Below are 17,592 nucleotides of genomic sequence, written 5' to 3' on the forward strand. Positions count from 1 at the left end.
TGTGCTGTTGCCTCTGCTCTTTGTCTGGGCCGGTTGGCCAATCGTGAAGCGCGTGGACCCCGTGGTGGGGGACACCTGGTACCGTGTCCGTCGGCAGTACCGCTTAACAGAGGGCAAATCCCCGACGGAGCGGATCAAGCGCCTCGTCTACGGCTATCTGGAGGCGGTGATCCCCGCTTCGTGGCTCGCGCCCTTTGACCGTATTCTGGTGCTCTCAGGGCAAGCGGGGAAACGCCGAGCGCTCGATGTGCTCCTCATCCAGGCGGGAATGCTGGCGATCGTGATCTTCCTCGCCGTCTGGGCAAAGCATACGCCGACGTGGTTCATCCTGCTCTATGGGTTTTTGGTCATGGTCATCCCGTGGCGGCGGTGGTATCGGCGCATCCAGGCCCGGCGTCGGGACGCGGCGTGGCAAGTGCGTCAGTTAAAGCGCCGATTCGTGAGCCTGCTTCGACGGCGAATCCCGCTCGAAGAGGCCCTGTGGCAGATTGCGAAGGACGCCGCGGCGCAGCGGACAGACTTTGGTCGGCGCTTTGTGGCCCGTATGCAGGAAGCGCGCGTGAGAGCCTTGGGGGACGCGCTCCACGACTTGGCGGAGGAATTTCGCGTCCCCGAGCTGACGCGCTTCGTGCAGGCGATTCGGCATGCAGAAGCCAATAGTCTCGGGTCGCTCGCGGATATTCTGGAGACACAAATCCGTGATGAATCTGCGCAGCTCGATGAGCTTGTCGAAGCTGAGAAGAACGCGATGCAACTCAAACTCCGCATGATGTCAGTCGTGATGTTTGTCTACATTCTCGGCTGGGCCGGATACTTCGCGTTCGCGGTGTTTCGGCACCAGATCCAGACGGGACAAGGGATCTTGGGGTTGTTCTGAGGGGGCGGGGCACATGGACAAGTGGATATCGGGAGGACTATTGATTATCGCTGCTCTACTCATTGCCGCCTTTGTACATCCCTATCTCGGACAGTACGTGACCCAACAGGCCCAAGGTGAAGTCCAGAGCAACCAACATATGCTGAACGCCACGGCGTATGCGCAGTATTCGAATCAGACAAGTTGCACGGAAGCGGGAGGAGTGTGGAATGAAACGACGGGCATTTGCCAACCTTGATAGCGAAACGAAAAAATTGATACTACTCATTCTATCCACCGTCTTCAATGTGGGTGTCATGTTGATGGCGGGATATCTGCGATTCACATTTTTCTGGTTCTACACATCTTGGGCTTTTAGCGTTTTTATTACGACGTTTTTTGTTTTATACCGATTTGAGAATTTATCAACAGATGATTTTTCTGACAATACGAACGATGATAGCCAACATCACGAGATCTACGGCTGTAGCGATCAAGAACATCACGATGGCTACCGCTAATTTGATAAATAACTCAATGTTAAGAGAGTCCAACGATAACGGTTTTGTGACATGAACCCAATGAAAGAGAAGTATAGCAAACAAGTAATTCCATACTGAAATCCATGTGAACAGACCTGCTTCGAGAACAGGCTGTGGAACAAAACTTATCTTCCCTGTATCCTCTTTGCCTTTCGCCGCTTTCAGCCGCGTGCTGAGAGCGGCCATTTTTGTCTGTCGATCCCCGTATAGGGCAAGGAGGGATGGAAGATGGGGATGACGACGCTGGTTTTGTCGCGATTTGCCCGGGTGCGTCGCACCGACGCCGTCGTGTCCGTCCGCAAGCGCGGGATTGGCCACTTCGCGGCGATCGCGCTTTCGGCGGCTGCGGCTGTGGGGTTCTTCATGATCCTCTACCCTGTGGCGAAGACGATGATGACGAACACCGTCAACGCCATGCAGTCCGCGCAGCAAACGGTATTGAACAGCACCATTTGCCCGTCTGGTAGCAATTGCGTCTAAATCTGAGGGAGGCGAACGCCGTGAGCATGGTCATGACCGCAGCGCTTCCGGCACGTAAGCGCGGCATCGGGCACTTTGCCGCCATTGCGTTGTCGGCGGCGGCTGCCGTTGGGTTTTTTATGATCGTCTATCCTGTGGCGAAGACGATGATGACGAACACTGTCAACGCCATGCAGTCCGCTCAGCAAACGGTGCTGAACAGCACCATTGGAAATTCAACCTAAAGGGGGCGCGACCATGGGTAGAGGACGATTAATTTCTCTAGCGTTTGTGGAGTTCATCTTTGCCGTTCTCGCTGCATGGATGATCTACGCGTTCTTGCGCGTTCATTCGATGAGCGCGCTCGTGTTCGCCCTCGTCGTATTGGCCGCGATGGTGTTTCTGATCGCTCGGTATCGGCGTCAAGCGGCTAGGGAACAAGGTGGCTCCCAGGACGACTCGTGGTCCTATGGGAGCGATGACGAGGACACGGAGAGCGACGGGGAGGAATGGTGATGTGGGGGGGTTTCTCGCACGCGCGCGATCGAGTCGAACGTTTCGGCGTTCGGCTGGCCGCGCGCGTCACATCCATCGAGCTTCGAGACGGGGCGTTCCGCTGGGACCAATTGATTACGCTCGCCGTGATCGTGGGCGCAATCTGGATCTTCGTGCAGAACATCCCCGCGCTTCGCAATTTGGCGGCGCAGACGATCTCGTCTATCGAGAACGCGATCAACAACATTCTGAACAGCGGATCGCTGTAAACCGGAAGCGGACGGCGGGGCTGGCGTGGGATCTCGTCTTCGCCCCGCTTTCATTCTGGTTGTTCGGTCTTGCGCTGTACGTCTTGCTCGAGACTTTCGGCATCCTGATGCATGGGCTCATGATTGCTGAAATCACGGGCAACTATGCCCGGATCGCGGCAGCAGGTGATGGGACCGACCAATCAACAGGACAGCCGGTGGTGCAAGAGTTGACGCATGCTATCCAACAAGTGGTGCCTACCAGTTCAGTCGATACAGGCACCACTGTGCCAACAGCCACGATGTCCGCAAAGCAACTTGTCGTGGATATCCAAGACAACAGCGCGGAAAACAATGGCGTGCCGACACAATTGACGACGACCGTGGAATACGCATTTGAAATGCCGCTGTCCGGATGGATTACATCGGTCCAGGTTCCCATTCCGGTGACATTGGTGTTCACTTATCCGATTTCGCCATTGCTTCAGGAAAATGTATCCGGAATGTGGAATGGAACGTCGTGGAGCGGGCCTGCTTCATGAGAAAGCGAGGGAAGAACATTGATTGTCGGTCTTGACGTGGGATTCGGCCATTTGAAATGGACCACAGACGGGCACACCGTCCACCGCATGCCCGCGGTGGCGGCGCCCACTTGGACCGAACCGGATGTGGTCTCGGGGGACCATGCTTGGGTCGTGGGAGAACACGCGGAACGTGAGGACGCGACGCTCGCCGTGGCGCTGGACCACGAGCGGCTGTCGCGGCCTGAGTTTCAAGCGCTTCTTGGCTATGTGTTCGCCACGTTGCCGGATGAGCCGCTGCAAGTCGTGTCCGGGCTTCCGTACTCGGCGACGGAGGAAGAACAAGCGAACTACGAGCGACAATTGCGCGAGATTGTGGGGCCATACCAGGTAGGTGAGCGAGTTTGGAAAGGACCCGTCCCGTCGGTGACGCTCTTTCGCCAGGCGCAGGCGGCGCTCATCGACGCGCTCTTTGACGAACGCAATCGGCCGAGGCGTCCAGAACTTTTGCAAGAGGGCCTGCGCATCGCGCTCATCGACGTCGGGTACAAGACGACGGACGTGGTGGTCGCGGTGCTCTTCCCGGCCTATCAGATTGTGCGGGAGATGAGCCTGAGCCTGGATGTTGGGGTGCATAACGTTGAGGCCATGCTGCAACGGGCGTATCAGCGGGCTTACGGCGCCGAAATGCTGGACCGGGAGCGGATGCGGCTCGCGCTGGACGGGAAGCGCATCTATCGCTTTGGACAGCCCGTGACGCTGCCTGTGGACGAGGCGCGGCGGCAGGTGGCAGAGCGCATTCGTGCAGGTGTCGTGCAACATTGGGGGCGAGCGATCTCCACGGTTGCCCGCGTGTTTCTGGCCGGAGGCGGCGCAGCGCTTCTCGGCGCGTATTTGGCGCAACCGCCGCTTGTGGCGGAGATGGTCCCTGATCCGCAGGGGGCCAACGCGCGAGGGTTCTACAAATTGGGGCGGTTTGCGGAAACGGCGTAAGAGAGGAGAAACCGCCGATGTCGAGTCTCTTAACGGTGTACTTTCAACCCATCTGGGACTTGTGGACGCGCACGGTGGTGGGGTATGAGGCGCTCGTTCGGGGGCAACGGGCAGATCGAGTGATCTCGGCGCATGAGGTGTTTCGGGAGGCTGGTGAACACGGCGGGGCCGTGGCGGTCGACGCGGAGGCGCGGCGCATGGCGCTCGAACGGCTGTCCTATCTGCCGCAGGAGACACGACTGTTCGTGAACCTGCTGCCGAAGACGGTGGAGACGATCGCGCCCCATCTTTGGTTTCCGCGCGGCGCGCGTCTGGAGCGCATCGTCGTCGAGGTCTCCGAGCGCACCAAGCGCGCGGAGCGGTTACAACAAGGGCTCACGCCCCTTCGCCTCCATGGCCTTCAGGTGGCGCTGGATGATTACGGCGTGGAACGCACCAACCTGCACCTGCTCGAGGTCTTGCAGCCGGAGTGGATCAAGCTGGACCTGTCGTTTGTGCGGGAGGGACGCTGGGAGTTGATTCGCAGCTTGCGACGGTTCGTCGAGGATTGGCCTGGAATGCACCTGATTGTAGAGGGCGTCGAGTCCAAGGTGGACATTGAGCGCTGTCTGGACGCCGGCGTGCGGTACATGCAGGGGTTCGCGCTCGGGATCCCGCTGCCGTTGACAGACGCCCTCCGCGTCGAGGTGGATCCCAGATGATCTTCGTGCCTGAATTGGCTCAAGTGTTGTTGCCGTGGTGGGTCCTGGGCGTATGGTTGGAACCGAGCTGGTGGTGGGTGTGGGCGCCTGTTGGAGCGTATCTCGCCGCCACGCACATCGCGTTACGGTGGGCCGCAAGGAAAAGTAGACGGGATGGATTTCAGCGCGTGATCCGATTGCCGATCGCGCGCTTTCTCGTGCGAGCGCTCGTTCGAGGCCGAGTCGAAATCCCCCGAGGCGTCCCTTGTTATCTGCTTCACATTCGCACAGAGGAACTGCGGGATGTCCGCCGATTCCGACTGGAGTTGGAGGCGGACATCCGACATGGGCTTGCGCTCGGGCCTGGATTTTACGTGGGGAACACGTACTCGGATGTTGGCATGCACGTGCGGCGGTTTGCGCCCAATGCCGTCACGGTGATACCGGGAACGTTCTTCCCACGCTGGCTGCAATGCTGGGGTGACGTGAGGCGGCAACAGCGGCAAATGGCCGGGCGAGCGATGAACGAAGGCGAGCGATGGTATCTTCTCGCAATCTACGTCACGAAGGAGGCGAAAGCTTGTGCGATTCAAGCCGTGGATGAAGTACACAATCACCGGGCTTTGCGGTGTTGTGATTGGAATCAATGTGGGGATGTGGATCGGCGCGCCGCGGCAAGTCACGGTCGAAATGCCGGGAGCGACGCAAGCGCCGTCATCCAATCCCACCGTGGCGACGTCTGAACCTGCGAACGCGATCGCCGACCCATCCAAGCCCACATGGGAAGGATTGCAACAGGCAAGCGCCTCGTTTCTCCAGACGGTCTTCCGCACCCCCGTGCTGAACGCGCAAGGGAAGAGTGTGCCGATGCCGACGGACAAGCCGATCTTGTTCTCCGCGCCCTGGTGCCCTTTCTGTAAGGAAACAGAAGAGTTGCTTATAAAAAATCACCTGATGAACCGCCTAACGATTGTCGGCGTGGCCCTAAACGGCGGCGAACCTTCCGAAGGAATTCCGGCGCGAACGGTGACCAACGCCGCACAAGCGCAGGAAGCGTTCAAACTCGACTGGACTCATTACGGCCTTCGTTACCCGACGGAGGGGATCTTGTACGCCATGCCCGGGACGCCCATTGACCAGGCTGTCCAGTCGTATCCGACGTTCCTCATCCCTCATGACGGCAAGTGGTACGTCGACATTGGATACAACCCGTCTGTATCGTTTTGGAAGGCGGTGCTTGGATGATGTGGCGGTGGGTTCGAATTCGTCGCGGACTCGGGATCGTCATTCCTGCGATTGCGTTGAGTGTGAGCGCATACTGGAGCCTTGTGCTTCACTGGCAGGCATGCGTGATGTGCTGGTCGGAACGTCTGTTGCTCGCAACGACGCTCTTTGGATGGACGATAGACTTCCCTTGGCTCGTAGCCTTTGCTTCCACTTCGGGGTTGGTGGTCTCGGCGTCGCAATGGTGGATGCAGCTTCGAGCAGTGCATGCGGCTTTTTGCTCCACGACAGCACCATGTGACGTGTCGTACTTCCAGTGGGGGCCGCTTACTACGGCCGGGCTTGCGACCTTGGTGTTTGCAGCGCTAACAGCGTTAGCACTGGATCGGCTCGCACATGCACCGAGGCAAGCCAAGAAAATGGGTGGAATGCTGTTCCGGTCACAGATTCACTCTGGTCGTTAGGTTAGAAAGGGCGTCCGTGTTCGTGGACATCCTTGGTGGGTCACAAAAGAAATTGACGGAGGAGCCGCTTCGCTCTTGAGTGAGGCGGCTTTCGTTTTGTCCTGCAACTCGTGCTCCAGTGAAGACCAAATCTCAAGGAGGAGTCTTGCATGTTGTTCAATCTGCTGTGGCGTTTTGCGGTGATCGGGTTTCTGCTCGGCGGTGGCGTCATCAACTTTGCCTTTTGGAAGCAAGACAACAAACACAAACCTGAGAGGACGCAGGTGCTGGGCCGGACGTTGCTGGGAGGGTTCATCGGTCTCGTCGTATTCGTGATTGCTGGGATCGTGTTCTACATGAGTGTGCCTCATCACCCTGTCCACTGAGGCGAATGCTGATGCGACTGACCAAATACTACATCGCGCGGCGCAGGCGGGACGGCTGGATCGAGGTGAGCTTCGCGCCGCGCCTCGTGCTTTACGCGCTGGATCGCGACAGGTTCTTCCGCGCGCGTGACGAGGCGTATGACAAGCTCGCGTGGTTACTGCCCCCCGACGCGAAAGGCGTGATTTCGCGAAGCGTGTGGCTGCGTTACCCCGCCGAAGAAGGGTGGGAAACGCGCGAGGTGCCGCTTCGGTGGTGGCACAGACTCGTGCTTGTCTCCTGGTATCTCATGAACACGGAAAACTGGGGTCGGGAACCGGGTAAGTCGTGGTGGGCCATTGGGCGCGGCACCATCACGGAAGCGCGAATGACGCGCGAGCGATTCGTTGATTGGCGGCGCGGAAAGGAGGGGGCGAATGCGGTATCTCATCACGGACTGGGACGAACTCCATGAGGCTTTGAGCGACGTGCCGCACCAATGGCGCGCCACTTGCCCTTTGCCCGTGGCGGGCGACGCCTGGGTGGTCGAGGCGCCGTTTGCCGAGCCTGAGACGTTGGCGGAAGCCGTTCGGAGCGGTGTCTCGGTGCTTCTCGTCGGAAGCCCTGGGCAAGTGGATCCGGCGATCCGCACGATTCAAGGGCTCGAGTGGCAAGTGGCCGATGAGATCGATCCCGACGCTATTCTCGCTTGGATGCGCGCGCATGGGGAGACCAAAGCGCCAAGACCTGCAATTCGCAAAACATCCGATTCCGCGATGGGCGTGGTCGCTGTGTTTGCGGGGCTTTTGCCGACGGGCGGCGGGGTGGGGAAGGATACGTTGACGCTCAACACCGCCGCGTGGCTGGCCAAACGCAAGATCGACGTGGCCGTTGCCGATCTCGACCCTTTCGGCACGCTCGGTTCGAAACTTCGGGCGGCGTCCTTTGAGACCGTCGATATCTTCGCCGAGGAGCGTCCCGAGCCAGATATCGAAACGATTCGACGGATGTTCGCGACTGTGAAACTCGGCTTTGGTTTGTTGCCATCGAGCGGCCAGGGGACGGTGCTTCCTGGAGACGGGGTGCAACGCCTGATTCACGCTGCGCGACGCGCGTTTTCTGTGACGATCCTGAATCTCGGGAGCGGGCAGACCAACGCCTATTACGCGGCGCTGGAAGCCGCGACGCATGTGTATCTGGTCGGCCAGGGCGATCGAGGCAAGTTCCGTGCGTACAAGCGAGCGCTTGAGGAGTTGACGCCGCTTTGTCGTCAAGCGCCACGGGTCATCTTGAATCGGTTTTACGACAAGGACGCGCCAAGCCTTTGGGAGGAGGAGTTCGCGGGATCACCGCCCTTTGCGGCGATCTTCGAAGACAGGCGTGTGTTTGAGGCGACGGAAGCGGGCGAAGCGGCGGCGCTCAAGGACCCAAAACGCCCATTCGGTCGGGCAATTGAGAAGATTGCCGCCGACATTCTCGGGGAAGAACCCGCGGCGGACGCGCCACGAAAGGAGGCGAAGCGCAAGTGGCTATGGTGAGCAAGGCCACCATGGGGCTTGGTCTTTTGGGGATCGGTGTCGCGGTGTGGTTGGACTGGATGGTGCTTGAGCGTGCTCATGCCACTGTGGAAATTCCGGTGGCTTCGCAGACCATTTTGCCATATACCACGATTACACCGTCGGATATCACTTGGAAACAAGTGCCCCGCGCAGCGGTGCCGAGTGACCTCGTGACGAACCCCGTGGGGAGACTTACGGTGCTTGGCGTTGCCGCGGGTGATCCGATTGAATCGAGTGAACTCGCCGCACAGGGATCCCTGCAGGCCTACGCGGCGTCTCAAAACGATGTGTTGGTGCCTGTGAATGTGAGTCCTTCGCCGATTACGGAAGCCGTGACGCCAGGCGCAACCGTGACGCTGGTGGTAAATGGCGTCGTCTATCACGATGTCCTCATCGTTGCGACGAACGGGTCGAATGCGGGAGCCCTTCGTTCCATCACCAATCCCAATAGCCAGAACAGCAACACTTGGGTGGTCATGGTGCCGTGGCAAGAGGGTGAAGCGTTGCTGAATCAAACCGCTCAGGTTGTGCTCGGAAATGTGCCGCAAAACGCGATCACGACAGGCGTGTTGCCCAATGGGACGACCACGGTGATTCAAGGCTCAACGCCTACGACCAACACGACCGCTTCGGGAACCTTGGCGCAACCGCCCGCAAACTACGGCAACACCGAGACGCTGCCCGAAGTCCAGCCTGGCCAGCACGTCACGATCCCGGCGAACGGAGGGACAACCCATGCGTCCAAGCGTTGACGATGCGCCACGGCGCATGCTGATACCAGGCGTGGCGTCGATCGAACCCTACAAGCGCGCCTTGTTGCAGGAGCTGAGCAGGGAGACGGACTTCCTGTCACAAGTGCCCGACCGCACGGCGATGGCCTGGCAGTTGGCGACGCTCTCAAGGCGTGTGAACATCCCAACGGAAGTTCAGCGTACCGTGATCGACGCCATCTTGGCGGATGTGTACGACTATAGCATTCTCACGGAGCTTAAGGCCCGGCCCAAGGTGACGACGATTTGGGTCGCGGGCGATCGATGGGTCGAGTATCGCGAGGGCGGCGTGATCAAACGCTGGCATCGGCGCTTTGAAAACCTGGAAGACGTGTACCGATTCATCGAGCACAAACTCACCGGGACGCCGTTCCGATACGCCCGCAATGTGCCGGAGATCGACGCCATTCTGTCCGACGGCTCCCGCTTCCATGTGAAGCAGGGACCGTGTGGTATCACGGTCGAGGCTGGCGAGGGGCGGCGCGTGGTACAGACGTTGCCGCTCATCACGATTCGGCAGTTTGTCTATCCGTATCCGTTAAGAGATCTGGTCAGGGATCCGTGGCTGTACAAGTATTTGTCGCTGTTGCCGCTGCTCGGTGAATCGCTGTTGGTGACGGGCGCTCAGGAGTCGGGCAAAACGACCATGCTGAACGCCCTGACGGCGTTTCTGCCGCCGTGTCGGCTCATCATCATCGAGGAAGCGCCGGAGATGCAGCCACAACATCCCGACACGATTCGTCTCTGGAGCCGAGGCGTGGTGGGGACACAAGGGTACGTCTCCATGGCTCAGAATTTGAAGGCGTCCCTGCGGATGACGGGAGATGCGATGCTCGTAGGCGAGGTGCGCGATCCCGAAGTACTCTGGATCTTCTTAGAGATGGCGAATCTAGGTCTTATCTGGGTGGCCACGACGCTCCACGCCTCTTCAGCGGAGGACGCCCTTCTTCGTGTGCGGATGCTCGGGATTTCCGCGCCACCTCGCCCGGCGGAAGACACCGTAGCATATCAGTTGGCACGCGGCATTACGCATGTCATTCACCTGGAGCGGAGCGGAGAATATCGCGGTGTCGCAGAAGTGCGCGAGATCACAGGCTTCGAGAACGGGCGGATTCTATCGCGGCCGGTCTTCGTCCGGGATCCGCGCACGGGGGACATGATCTTCCACGGGGTGTCGGAGCGATTCAAGGCAAAGGCGTTGGCACATGGGGTGTCGCTGGAGGGGCTTGTATGACAGGCCTGGCAATTCTGGTGTTGGCGATTTCACTGTTCCTTGTCTGGTCCGTGCTCTTCATCTCGCGCTGGGAGACGCGCGAGAAACGCAAGCCGTTTCTCACGGAGGGCCGTCTGCCCGTCCAAACACCTTCCTACGTCGAGCGATTCCAGGCGGAGCTTGAGCGCTGGGGGTGGAGCGTCTCGAAGCGCGCGATTGCGCTCACGTGGACGGGGTTGGCCCTGGTGGGTGCACTGCTGCCGCAGGTTTTCGGTGATCCGATCTGGATGTCGTTCGGGCTTGCGGCACTTTGTGCTTGTCTGCCGTTTCCGGTGGTTCGCGTACTCAAGACACGCTATGTGTGGCGCGTCGAGAAAGGACTGCGAGAGACGGCGCTTCCGCTCGGCCTTTCGGTGCTTGAGGCGACGGAGGATGTCGGGCTGGCGGTCGAAGACATCTTGCGTCACAGCAAGGATCCGGTCATACGTCGTGAATTTGAGACGATTCGCGCACGCATCGCGGCCCTTGGTGTGCCGCCTGAAGACGCCTTGGTGGAACACGCGATGCAGTCCGGCGTCCCCGCCTTTCAATGGCTGGCCCAGTACACGCGGACGCTCAAACGATACGGCGCGAACCCATCAACGATCTGGCGCGACGTGTTGACCGATCTGCAGGACCAGGCGCAGTTTCGCAGCATGATGCGCGCGAAGACGGCGTTTTACCGCTACGGTGCGTATGTGTTCGGCGCGGGAGGACTCTTCGGACTCATGGCGTTCTATCACGCGTATGCCCAGAGTCTCATCGGGTTTGTCCCGTGGGCGCTGTTGGCCTGGGCTGTGCTTGTCGGCGTGGGGATTTATCGGATGGCGAAGGTGGGTGGCTAATGGAAACAGCGGCTTTGTCAGTGCTCGCGGTTTCGGGATTTCTTTTGTGGCTAACTCCTTGGGTCGAGCGCCTGGAGACCTGGTGGATACGACGCCCGTTCCTTGAGCCGAAGTTTCAAGGACGTCTGCGGAAGTGGGAGCGAAAACTCGGGGATTGGCTCAGGCGATCACAGGTGAAGCTCACGGCGAGGCAATTCGTCTTGTTCCTCTTCTTCGCATTGGTGTTGCTGCCTCTCATGATCTGGGGCGGCATGCACAGTCTGACGCTTGGGATTCTTGCCGGGTGGGGCATGGCCGCGTACATGGTCATGTACCCCTGGCAGAAGCGCAAGCGGTTCGAGGACGACCTGCGCTTTGGGCTTCGACGCGTGAAGATGCTGATGGCTTCCCTCTATGAACGCGGCATCACGCCGGAGGACATGCTGCCGCTTCTCATCTCGGCGACAGACGGTGCGCTGAGGCAACTCTTGGAGCGGGCGTATCAGCGGATGCAGACAACTGACACACTCGCGGATGCGCTCACGTGGATGGCACAAGAAACGGGACTTGCCGAGATGCGCCAGCTTGCGTCGGTCTGGATCCAGGCCGGGCGATACGAAGGGACGTCGCTTGAAACGCAGCTCAAGCAGATGGCGGTCGATGAGCGGGCGCAGTTTTTGTTTAACCTGGAGAAGCGCGCGGAGAGGAAACGCATGAGCGTACTGTTTGAGGTGATTGCGTTTATTGCGCTGCCGAGCATCTTTCTTGTCGGGATCCTCATTCTGATGAGGGCGTGGAGCGCGTACGAACATATGAGTGGATTTTGATGTTTGTCCGACCTCCCCCTATCCAACGAGAGAGGAATTTTTTGTGTGAAATCACAAAAACGTTTGGTGAACGGCTTGGATCATCCAATGACAGAGAAACCAGACCAAAGTACCTGCGAGTAAAATCCATTCTGCATAAATCAACCAGCCAATGATGTTTCGGTCATGGCCTCGAACGAGAAGCTTGATAAGCTCGGAAATCAAAATCAAACACGCGACAATCACATAATCGTGCCATTCACGTTGAACGACGTAGTAGAAAGCCTGCAAGAAATTCGATTGGAGATTCTGTAAGTATTCTTGAGAAAGGAATGGTGGAACGGAAATGTTCATGGTTTGGAATATCTCCTTGCGAAAATTTCTTTACGGAATATCGATTCTCATGCGCATCCTTCTTTTTACGTTTTCAGGAGTACCCATCGGCCTTTATCAGTTCTCGGTGTATCACATGACGGCCAATCCGTCCATGGCTTGGTTTGCGTTTGCCATGTTGGCGATGCCGACGATGGCGTTTGCGTGCTGGCGTTGGTTCGAACTGTTGGCGTCGACTCCTTGGTGGCCACATTGGTGGGCCAAGCTGTGGATCGCTCTCTCCATCTGCGCTTCCATTGTGTTCTGTCTGTTCCCGATCGAAAAAGCCACGATAGGAATGTGGTTTATTGCTTGCCATGTTTATCTTGTGGCGTGCTTGATCGCTATAATCTATCCGAAGTTCGAGGAATTACGGGAACACATTGCTCTTCGACGAACCAACGCGTGATTCCTCTGTCCCATCCGCCCTCCTCAAGAGAGAACACAAACGGTTTCTAAACCGCACACCGAGGTATATACTTAATATATACGGAGGTGTGCAAACCGTGGAGAAAGCGAAGTTGTTTCAAAACGGAAGCAGCCAAGCGGTAAGGTTGCCAAAGGCGTATCGGTTTGACGGAGACGAAGTGTACGTCAAGCGTATTGGTGAGGCGGTCGTGCTTCTGCCAATGGATGGCGCATGGGACACCATGGCTGAGGCGCTTCGCATGTTTTCGGAGGATTTGGTGCTTGAGCGGGACGAACCGCTGACGGATGTGCGGGAGAGTTTATGAGGTACCTCCTGGACACCAACATGTGCATTTATCTCATCAATCGCCGAAATCCAGCACTCATTGAACGGTTTCGGCAATATCGCACAGGCGACATTGGCGTCTCCGTGATCACGGTTGCGGAGTTGATGTACGGCATAGCGAAGAGTCGGCATCCGGAACGAAATCGAGCGGCTTTGTCCGTGTTTCTCTTGCCACTTGAGATCGCGCCATTTGACGAGCGCGCGGCATTTCACTACGGGCGGATCCGAGCGCAGTTGGAATCCGAAGGTCAGCCCATTGGCGCTATGGATACCTTGATTGCCGCGCATGCCTTGTCGCTCGACGTGACGGTGGTCACGCGCAACGTGCGGGAGTTTCAGCGTGTTCGAGGATTGCGAGTCGAAAACTGGTTTGAAGGCGTCTGAATGTGTCTGACGCCCCCCTCTCCAACGAGAGGGGATTTTTTATGCGCCGATTTCGGTCTTGGATACTCGTCGCGCTCGCATATGGAGGCGGACTCATCACAACTGCCTGGGACATCGCTCACGTGCAGGCACTGACCGTCAATCAGACCTATGCGGTGTCCTGCGGCTCGAACGGCTCGGCTGTGCTCACGGTCAACCCAGGCGGTCAAACAAGCACGATCCCGCTCACCATTGGCTGGTTTGGCGTCACGGGCCTGCTCGATCCGCCGACGCAAGAATTGCAGGTCGAAAACAGCAACACCTTCTTGCCGACGAGCCAATTCCCGGTCTACGCCCGAGCGGGAAGCGCGTTTACGACGCGGGTGTTCGTGTACCCGCCGGGGAACTGGCCGGTCACGGTCACCGAGACAGCGAGCATGGCGACATCGAACGGGACGATCTCCTGGACGGCGCAGACAATCCAAGTGGCACCACACCTCTACGTCGCAGGTTTCGTGCTGCCCAAAGCCGCGAACGGGGACACCGTCAACATCACGGTCACGGCGACGGATAGCTGCGGTTCCGCGTCGCAGACATGGACGGATGTCGTGACGCTGGCGGGCAAGCCAGAATGGCAGCTTATCCACCTATCGAGTTGAAGGAGCGCTGGCAATGGTACTTTACGGACTTTTGTGGCTCATTCTATTGGCTTGTTTGTTGGAGGCAGCGTTCCATGACCTGCGCACGGAGACCATCCCGTGGTGGCTCACGATCTGCGGGAGTGTGGTGGGTGTCCTATTGCACGCGCTGTTCCAGGGCGTCATGGGCGGTCTGAATAGCCTCATCGCCTGCGCAATCTGGTGGGTGCTTGCGGAGCTGTTGTGGCGCGTAGCGCCCATTGGCGGTGGCGACCTCAACCTTCTCGCGATGTCCGCGGCGTATACGGGGCTCGTCGGGCCGGTGCTCATCTATTTTCTCGCGGGGATCGTGCAAATTGGCGTGTACGTCGTCGCGTTCGCGCGCGGGGATATGCGTTTGGAGCGTCCGTTTGCACCCGCACTCTTAGGGGGTGCACTACTCATGTTGCTCTGGCAATTGACGGTGATCGTCAAATGAGATCGCTCCTGCTCTGGATGCTCGTGATCTTCCCAACCTTCACCGCGGGGCTTTGGGCATGGAACGGATATCACCTGATCACGTCCATTGACCAGCGTGTCCAGCAGGCGACACAGGCCGCCGCGCTCGCCGCGGCGTCCCAGGCCCAGCCCATTGCGACGTACGACAGTCAAGGGGACGGGCAGATCACGTGGAACCTTGATCCGAACGCGGCGTCGCAGTGGGCCACGACCGTGTTCCAACAGGCTCTTGCGAAGGCCAATATTCCCGGGCTGCAAACGTCGCCCGTGTCCATCACCGTCGTGAATGGCGCCACGGTGGTGGCCCATGAGACCGCGACGTACGCGGTGCCTGGTCTTGAGGCGCCCATTGCGTTTCTCTTTCAGGGCAAGATTTCCGACCAGATCACCTTGCCCGTGACTGCGACGGCGACGATCTCGTGAGCGACGGAAGGAGGGATGAAGGACATGGAGGACCTTCTCACTTGGCCGCTTGTCCTGTTTCTATCTGGGGCATTGTTGGGGGTCGGTGGCTACTTCGGCGCTCGCGCGGATGAAATGCACATCGCGCAGATGGCGGCACAGAACGTGGCGCGTACGGCGGCGGTGACCAACAACCAACAGGCGATCGTGCAGGCGGCACAGGCAACCGTGACCGGGAGCGGCGCGCCTGCGACGTGGAATGGTCAGCCTGCGATTGCCGCGTCAGACGTTCAAATCCAAACGGAAGACAACGGCCAGCTCATCACGGCGCAGGTGACGTATCACGCGCCGGTGGTCTTTCCGCAACTCATGAACTGGCTTGGAATCTCAAGTGGCTGGACGCAACCGATTACAGCCACGGCGACATACTACAACGAGCTTGGGAATGGGTCACCCGGGACCGTGTCGGTGTCCAACGCGACCGGGAACACCACGGCAAACGGGACGGGCGGGTTGGCCACCCCACAAAATACGTCGTTCAAGCTTACCATTGCCGTTACGGGACCGGCACCCGCCACAACGTTTTTGAATGGTCAATCGGTGCAAATCACGGCAACGTCCAACCAAGACGTATCGATGGCGCCGGGAGATGCATTGCAGATTTACGACCAGTCCACAGGGCAGTGGCTTGGGATGCCGACGTTCTCCGGCACATCGGACACAGTCACGGTGTCCGGCATCAATGAGTCCGACACGTTTGTCGCGTATATCGCGCCGTGGGGCACAACGAGCGGCGCGGTTGTCCAAAGTACGCCCCTAACGGTTCAGTGGATTTCACCGTCACAACTTGTGTCGATGATCCAAGTGAGCGCGACCGCGTATCCCGGCACGGCACCTGGCGTGGCGACGCCACAAGGCGCTCCGGCTGGGTCCTGGACAGCGCAAACGCAAAACGGCACCAATAATCAGGTGTGGAACAATGAATCGGTGGAAATTGTAGCGAAAGTCCCAAGTAGTGTGTATCTAAATGGCGGGAGTCTCGCGCTTTACAATGCGACGACCGGTCAACAGATAAGCGGGCCTGGATCGCCCGTAAGCGTGGGCACGCAAAACTCACAAGCTTATGCCATGGTGAGTCAACAAGTCACAGGTAGTTCGCCCGTGACGCAGTCGTATGGCGCGCAGTTTACATGGAATGGACAGACGTTCACCACGCCTTCGAGCAGCAATGTTCAGGTGATTTGGGAACCCAACATCAGCTTCCAACTCGGACTTTCGAACAATGGTGGCACGATCACCTTAACGGCAACCGCGTCGTTCCCGTTCCAGGGTTCGAACGCGAATGGGAACTACACGTGGTATGCCTTCCTGTACAACCAGTCACTCATGCAGTGGTATCAACCACAAGGATTGACGACATCACAAAACCAGGTGTCGTGGAGCTTCAGTCAATCTCAGTATGCTGGCGATTATTTCGTGGCGGTGTTGAACAACTCGCCGTCGGTGCCGTCCTCGTGGGCCTATCCACAAAGCGGTGCGCAGCCGCCCCTGACGAGCAACCAACAGGCGATTTACACCGTCACGTTGACTGCGCAGGGCGATTCGACAGACAACAACGTCACGCTTACCGCGACGTCCAACCTGCCACTGAACGGCCACACGATGTCGATTGTGAACTTGACGACAGGCCAGGTCATTGCCAGTACGACGCAGGGCACGACGTTGACGACCACGGTTCAAGCCACGCCGCAGCAGACGACGCAGTATCAGGCGCAGATCAATTGACAAAAAGGGCATCGCAACTCCGCTCAGGGGGGGCGATGCCCTTTGGATGTCTGACGTTCCCCGCGTACGCCGAGGGCGAGGTGTGTGTCCGTGATGAGGTTTGCGATGTGGATGTTGGGCGCGAGTCTCATTGGTCATTCGATTTCCGGTCAACATGTTACTACTCCAGCGCAATCACATAGCGGAATCCGGGCTACGGTTATATCGAGTGAACCAAGCTCCGAGATCCAAATAACGTTAAGCGGGACCATCCAAAACGGCGCTCTGGTGCTACCCGTGGTGTTAACACAAAACGTGGGCGGACATACCGTTACGATCAAAGGAAGCGCCATGCTCGACACAGGCGATCAAATGGCCGTGACCGTTGACGGAACAGCTCTTGAAGAGGCAGGCGAGATCCCGTCAAACTCAGTTACGATTTATGGGTTCGGCGGGAGCAGTCAGGTTCGGCAATACTTGGATATTTCGATTGCGCCGGCTCAATTATCCGACGCGCCGTTTGTCTCCAACATCACGGCCTACGGTGGGGAGGAAGTAATCGATCAAGCGGTCGGAGGGTCGGCCGCTCAGGGAACACCGTATGTAGCGTGTATTGGGCTCCCTGTCTTGTCCCAGGGAACACTCGTTGTCCACGGAAACAGGTGGAGTTGGACTTACACACCATTGATGTAGTACCCCAATCCACTCTCATGTTGGAGGTGATCTCGATGCTTCGACGTGCTTTGTTTATTTCCGCTTTTGCTGT

The 17,592-nt window shown here is 58.4% G+C and carries 28 protein-coding genes; 27 read left to right on the forward strand and 1 reads right to left on the reverse strand.

The features are described 5' to 3' along the window. The first annotated feature begins 1 nt into the window (after window position 1). From AACI_RS02950 to AACI_RS03040, 20 genes are all read left to right on the forward strand, one after another. Window positions 2-877: a type II secretion system F family protein gene (locus tag AACI_RS02950; RefSeq protein ID WP_245530761.1), complete on the forward strand. Its 876-nt coding sequence runs from the start codon at window positions 2-4 to the stop codon at window positions 875-877. Window positions 878-890: 13 nt separating this feature from the next. Then, a complete protein-coding gene (locus AACI_RS02955) occupies window positions 891-1,115 on the forward strand; it encodes a hypothetical protein (RefSeq protein WP_012809993.1) in 225 nt (74 codons plus the stop codon). After that, the gene (locus AACI_RS15780; RefSeq protein ID WP_012809994.1) at window positions 1,087-1,377 is read left to right on the forward strand and encodes a hypothetical protein; all 291 of its coding nucleotides are present in this window, start codon (window positions 1,087-1,089) and stop codon (window positions 1,375-1,377) included. The genes AACI_RS02955 and AACI_RS15780 overlap by 29 nt, the downstream gene beginning before the upstream one ends. 249 nt (window positions 1,378-1,626) lie before the next feature. Further along, window positions 1,627-1,878, forward strand: a complete 252-nt coding sequence (locus AACI_RS02965; protein ID WP_012809995.1) for a hypothetical protein — start codon at window positions 1,627-1,629, stop codon at window positions 1,876-1,878. Window positions 1,879-1,898: 20 nt separating this feature from the next. After that, a complete protein-coding gene (locus AACI_RS02970; RefSeq protein WP_012809996.1) occupies window positions 1,899-2,102 on the forward strand; it encodes a hypothetical protein in 204 nt (67 codons plus the stop codon). 46 nt (window positions 2,103-2,148) lie between these two features. After that, entirely contained in the window at window positions 2,149-2,373 is a 225-nt protein-coding gene (locus AACI_RS02975; protein ID WP_245530682.1) for a hypothetical protein, read from the forward strand. Next, complete coding sequence (locus AACI_RS02980) at window positions 2,373-2,621, forward strand: hypothetical protein (protein ID WP_012809998.1); 249 nt, start codon at window positions 2,373-2,375, stop codon at window positions 2,619-2,621. Before AACI_RS02975 ends, AACI_RS02980 begins: the two co-directional genes overlap by 1 nt. Window positions 2,622-2,680: 59 nt before the next feature. Then, complete coding sequence (locus tag AACI_RS02985) at window positions 2,681-3,142, forward strand: hypothetical protein (RefSeq protein WP_245530683.1); 462 nt, start codon at window positions 2,681-2,683, stop codon at window positions 3,140-3,142. Window positions 3,143-3,160: 18 nt separating this feature from the next. Beyond that, window positions 3,161-4,114 (forward strand): ParM/StbA family protein, encoded by a 954-nt coding sequence (locus AACI_RS02990; RefSeq protein ID WP_012809999.1) that lies wholly within the window; start codon window positions 3,161-3,163, stop codon window positions 4,112-4,114. Window positions 4,115-4,131: 17 nt separating this feature from the next. Further along, window positions 4,132-4,815 carry an EAL domain-containing protein gene (locus AACI_RS02995; protein ID WP_012810000.1) on the forward strand — a complete coding sequence of 228 codons (684 nt, stop codon included), beginning with the start codon at window positions 4,132-4,134 and terminating at the stop codon, window positions 4,813-4,815. Further along, complete coding sequence (locus AACI_RS16850; protein WP_245530684.1) at window positions 4,812-5,537, forward strand: hypothetical protein; 726 nt, start codon at window positions 4,812-4,814, stop codon at window positions 5,535-5,537. Before AACI_RS02995 ends, AACI_RS16850 begins: the two co-directional genes overlap by 4 nt. 211 nt (window positions 5,538-5,748) lie before the next feature. After that, complete coding sequence (locus AACI_RS16855; protein WP_245530685.1) at window positions 5,749-6,039, forward strand: hypothetical protein; 291 nt, start codon at window positions 5,749-5,751, stop codon at window positions 6,037-6,039. Then, window positions 6,039-6,482 (forward strand): disulfide bond formation protein B, encoded by a 444-nt coding sequence (locus AACI_RS03005; protein WP_245530763.1) that lies wholly within the window; start codon window positions 6,039-6,041, stop codon window positions 6,480-6,482. The genes AACI_RS16855 and AACI_RS03005 overlap by 1 nt, the downstream gene beginning before the upstream one ends. 149 nt (window positions 6,483-6,631) lie before the next feature. Further along, entirely contained in the window at window positions 6,632-6,847 is a 216-nt protein-coding gene (locus AACI_RS03010) for a hypothetical protein (protein WP_012810003.1), read from the forward strand. Window positions 6,848-6,858: 11 nt separating this feature from the next. Then, window positions 6,859-7,299 (forward strand): hypothetical protein, encoded by a 441-nt coding sequence (locus AACI_RS03015; RefSeq protein ID WP_012810004.1) that lies wholly within the window; start codon window positions 6,859-6,861, stop codon window positions 7,297-7,299. Then, on the forward strand, window positions 7,262-8,362 hold the full coding sequence (locus tag AACI_RS03020) for an AAA family ATPase (RefSeq protein ID WP_049763293.1): 1,101 nt from the start codon (window positions 7,262-7,264) through the stop codon (window positions 8,360-8,362). Before AACI_RS03015 ends, AACI_RS03020 begins: the two co-directional genes overlap by 38 nt. Further along, on the forward strand, window positions 8,356-9,135 hold the full coding sequence (locus AACI_RS03025; protein ID WP_245530764.1) for an SAF domain-containing protein: 780 nt from the start codon (window positions 8,356-8,358) through the stop codon (window positions 9,133-9,135). Before AACI_RS03020 ends, AACI_RS03025 begins: the two co-directional genes overlap by 7 nt. Further along, window positions 9,119-10,387 (forward strand): ATPase, T2SS/T4P/T4SS family, encoded by a 1,269-nt coding sequence (locus AACI_RS03030; RefSeq protein ID WP_012810007.1) that lies wholly within the window; start codon window positions 9,119-9,121, stop codon window positions 10,385-10,387. Before AACI_RS03025 ends, AACI_RS03030 begins: the two co-directional genes overlap by 17 nt. Beyond that, the gene (locus AACI_RS03035; RefSeq protein WP_012810008.1) at window positions 10,384-11,250 is read left to right on the forward strand and encodes a type II secretion system F family protein; all 867 of its coding nucleotides are present in this window, start codon (window positions 10,384-10,386) and stop codon (window positions 11,248-11,250) included. The genes AACI_RS03030 and AACI_RS03035 overlap by 4 nt, the downstream gene beginning before the upstream one ends. Further along, entirely contained in the window at window positions 11,250-12,056 is an 807-nt protein-coding gene (locus AACI_RS03040; RefSeq protein WP_012810009.1) for a type II secretion system F family protein, read from the forward strand. Before AACI_RS03035 ends, AACI_RS03040 begins: the two co-directional genes overlap by 1 nt. 51 nt (window positions 12,057-12,107) lie before the next feature. Here the strand turns inward: AACI_RS03040 and AACI_RS16290 are convergent, their stop codons facing one another. Further along, entirely contained in the window at window positions 12,108-12,389 is a 282-nt protein-coding gene (locus AACI_RS16290) for a hypothetical protein (protein ID WP_041707288.1), read from the reverse strand. Between the two features lie 49 nt (window positions 12,390-12,438). On the opposite strand from AACI_RS16290, the gene AACI_RS03050 reads away from it, so the two are divergent. From AACI_RS03050 to AACI_RS03080, 7 genes are all read left to right on the forward strand, one after another. Beyond that, on the forward strand, window positions 12,439-12,816 hold the full coding sequence (locus tag AACI_RS03050) for a hypothetical protein (protein ID WP_245530686.1): 378 nt from the start codon (window positions 12,439-12,441) through the stop codon (window positions 12,814-12,816). 97 nt (window positions 12,817-12,913) lie between these two features. Then, window positions 12,914-13,141, forward strand: a complete 228-nt coding sequence (gene vapB / locus AACI_RS03055) for a type II toxin-antitoxin system antitoxin VapB (protein WP_012810011.1) — start codon at window positions 12,914-12,916, stop codon at window positions 13,139-13,141. Further along, window positions 13,138-13,545: a type II toxin-antitoxin system tRNA(fMet)-specific endonuclease VapC gene (vapC, locus tag AACI_RS03060; protein ID WP_012810012.1), complete on the forward strand. Its 408-nt coding sequence runs from the start codon at window positions 13,138-13,140 to the stop codon at window positions 13,543-13,545. Before vapB ends, vapC begins: the two co-directional genes overlap by 4 nt. A 41-nt stretch (window positions 13,546-13,586) precedes the next feature. Beyond that, a complete protein-coding gene (locus AACI_RS03065; RefSeq protein ID WP_012810013.1) occupies window positions 13,587-14,183 on the forward strand; it encodes a hypothetical protein in 597 nt (198 codons plus the stop codon). Window positions 14,184-14,229: 46 nt separating this feature from the next. Next, window positions 14,230-14,640, forward strand: coding sequence for a prepilin peptidase (locus AACI_RS03070; protein ID WP_245530687.1), 411 nt, complete (start codon window positions 14,230-14,232; stop codon window positions 14,638-14,640). Beyond that, window positions 14,637-15,083: a pilus assembly protein TadG-related protein gene (locus AACI_RS03075; protein WP_012810015.1), complete on the forward strand. Its 447-nt coding sequence runs from the start codon at window positions 14,637-14,639 to the stop codon at window positions 15,081-15,083. Before AACI_RS03070 ends, AACI_RS03075 begins: the two co-directional genes overlap by 4 nt. A 24-nt stretch (window positions 15,084-15,107) precedes the next feature. Beyond that, window positions 15,108-16,847 carry a hypothetical protein gene (locus AACI_RS03080; RefSeq protein ID WP_012810016.1) on the forward strand — a complete coding sequence of 580 codons (1,740 nt, stop codon included), beginning with the start codon at window positions 15,108-15,110 and terminating at the stop codon, window positions 16,845-16,847. The last annotated feature ends 745 nt before the right edge of the window (window positions 16,848-17,592 follow it).

The organism is Alicyclobacillus acidocaldarius subsp. acidocaldarius DSM 446 (assembly GCF_000024285.1).
Classification (GTDB): Bacteria; Bacillota; Bacilli; order Alicyclobacillales; family Alicyclobacillaceae; genus Alicyclobacillus; species Alicyclobacillus acidocaldarius.

What these genes read in the sequence shown, in the direction of transcription:
- AACI_RS02955 (WP_012809993.1), top strand. Translation starts at nt 891, where the DNA reads ATGGACAAGTGGATATCGGGAGGACTATTGATTATCGCTGCTCTACTC.
- AACI_RS15780 (WP_012809994.1), top strand. Translation starts at nt 1,087, where the DNA reads ATGAAACGACGGGCATTTGCCAACCTTGATAGCGAAACGAAAAAATTG.
- AACI_RS02965 (WP_012809995.1), top strand. Translation starts at nt 1,627, where the DNA reads ATGGGGATGACGACGCTGGTTTTGTCGCGATTTGCCCGGGTGCGTCGC.
- AACI_RS02980 (WP_012809998.1), top strand. Translation starts at nt 2,373, where the DNA reads ATGTGGGGGGGTTTCTCGCACGCGCGCGATCGAGTCGAACGTTTCGGC.
- AACI_RS02995 (WP_012810000.1), top strand. Translation starts at nt 4,132, where the DNA reads ATGTCGAGTCTCTTAACGGTGTACTTTCAACCCATCTGGGACTTGTGG.
- AACI_RS16850 (WP_245530684.1), top strand. Translation starts at nt 4,812, where the DNA reads ATGATCTTCGTGCCTGAATTGGCTCAAGTGTTGTTGCCGTGGTGGGTC.
- AACI_RS16855 (WP_245530685.1), top strand. Translation starts at nt 5,749, where the DNA reads ATGAACCGCCTAACGATTGTCGGCGTGGCCCTAAACGGCGGCGAACCT.
- AACI_RS03005 (WP_245530763.1), top strand. Translation starts at nt 6,039, where the DNA reads ATGTGGCGGTGGGTTCGAATTCGTCGCGGACTCGGGATCGTCATTCCT.
- AACI_RS03010 (WP_012810003.1), top strand. Translation starts at nt 6,632, where the DNA reads ATGTTGTTCAATCTGCTGTGGCGTTTTGCGGTGATCGGGTTTCTGCTC.
- AACI_RS03015 (WP_012810004.1), top strand. Translation starts at nt 6,859, where the DNA reads ATGCGACTGACCAAATACTACATCGCGCGGCGCAGGCGGGACGGCTGG.
- AACI_RS03020 (WP_049763293.1), top strand. Translation starts at nt 7,262, where the DNA reads ATGCGGTATCTCATCACGGACTGGGACGAACTCCATGAGGCTTTGAGC.
- AACI_RS03025 (WP_245530764.1), top strand. Translation starts at nt 8,356, where the DNA reads ATGGTGAGCAAGGCCACCATGGGGCTTGGTCTTTTGGGGATCGGTGTC.
- AACI_RS03030 (WP_012810007.1), top strand. Translation starts at nt 9,119, where the DNA reads ATGCGTCCAAGCGTTGACGATGCGCCACGGCGCATGCTGATACCAGGC.
- AACI_RS03035 (WP_012810008.1), top strand. Translation starts at nt 10,384, where the DNA reads ATGACAGGCCTGGCAATTCTGGTGTTGGCGATTTCACTGTTCCTTGTC.
- AACI_RS03040 (WP_012810009.1), top strand. Translation starts at nt 11,250, where the DNA reads ATGGAAACAGCGGCTTTGTCAGTGCTCGCGGTTTCGGGATTTCTTTTG.
- AACI_RS16290 (WP_041707288.1), bottom strand. Translation starts at nt 12,389, where the DNA reads ATGAACATTTCCGTTCCACCATTCCTTTCTCAAGAATACTTACAGAAT.
- AACI_RS03050 (WP_245530686.1), top strand. Translation starts at nt 12,439, where the DNA reads ATGCGCATCCTTCTTTTTACGTTTTCAGGAGTACCCATCGGCCTTTAT.
- vapC (WP_012810012.1), top strand. Translation starts at nt 13,138, where the DNA reads ATGAGGTACCTCCTGGACACCAACATGTGCATTTATCTCATCAATCGC.
- AACI_RS03065 (WP_012810013.1), top strand. Translation starts at nt 13,587, where the DNA reads ATGCGCCGATTTCGGTCTTGGATACTCGTCGCGCTCGCATATGGAGGC.
- AACI_RS03075 (WP_012810015.1), top strand. Translation starts at nt 14,637, where the DNA reads ATGAGATCGCTCCTGCTCTGGATGCTCGTGATCTTCCCAACCTTCACC.
- AACI_RS03080 (WP_012810016.1), top strand. Translation starts at nt 15,108, where the DNA reads ATGGAGGACCTTCTCACTTGGCCGCTTGTCCTGTTTCTATCTGGGGCA.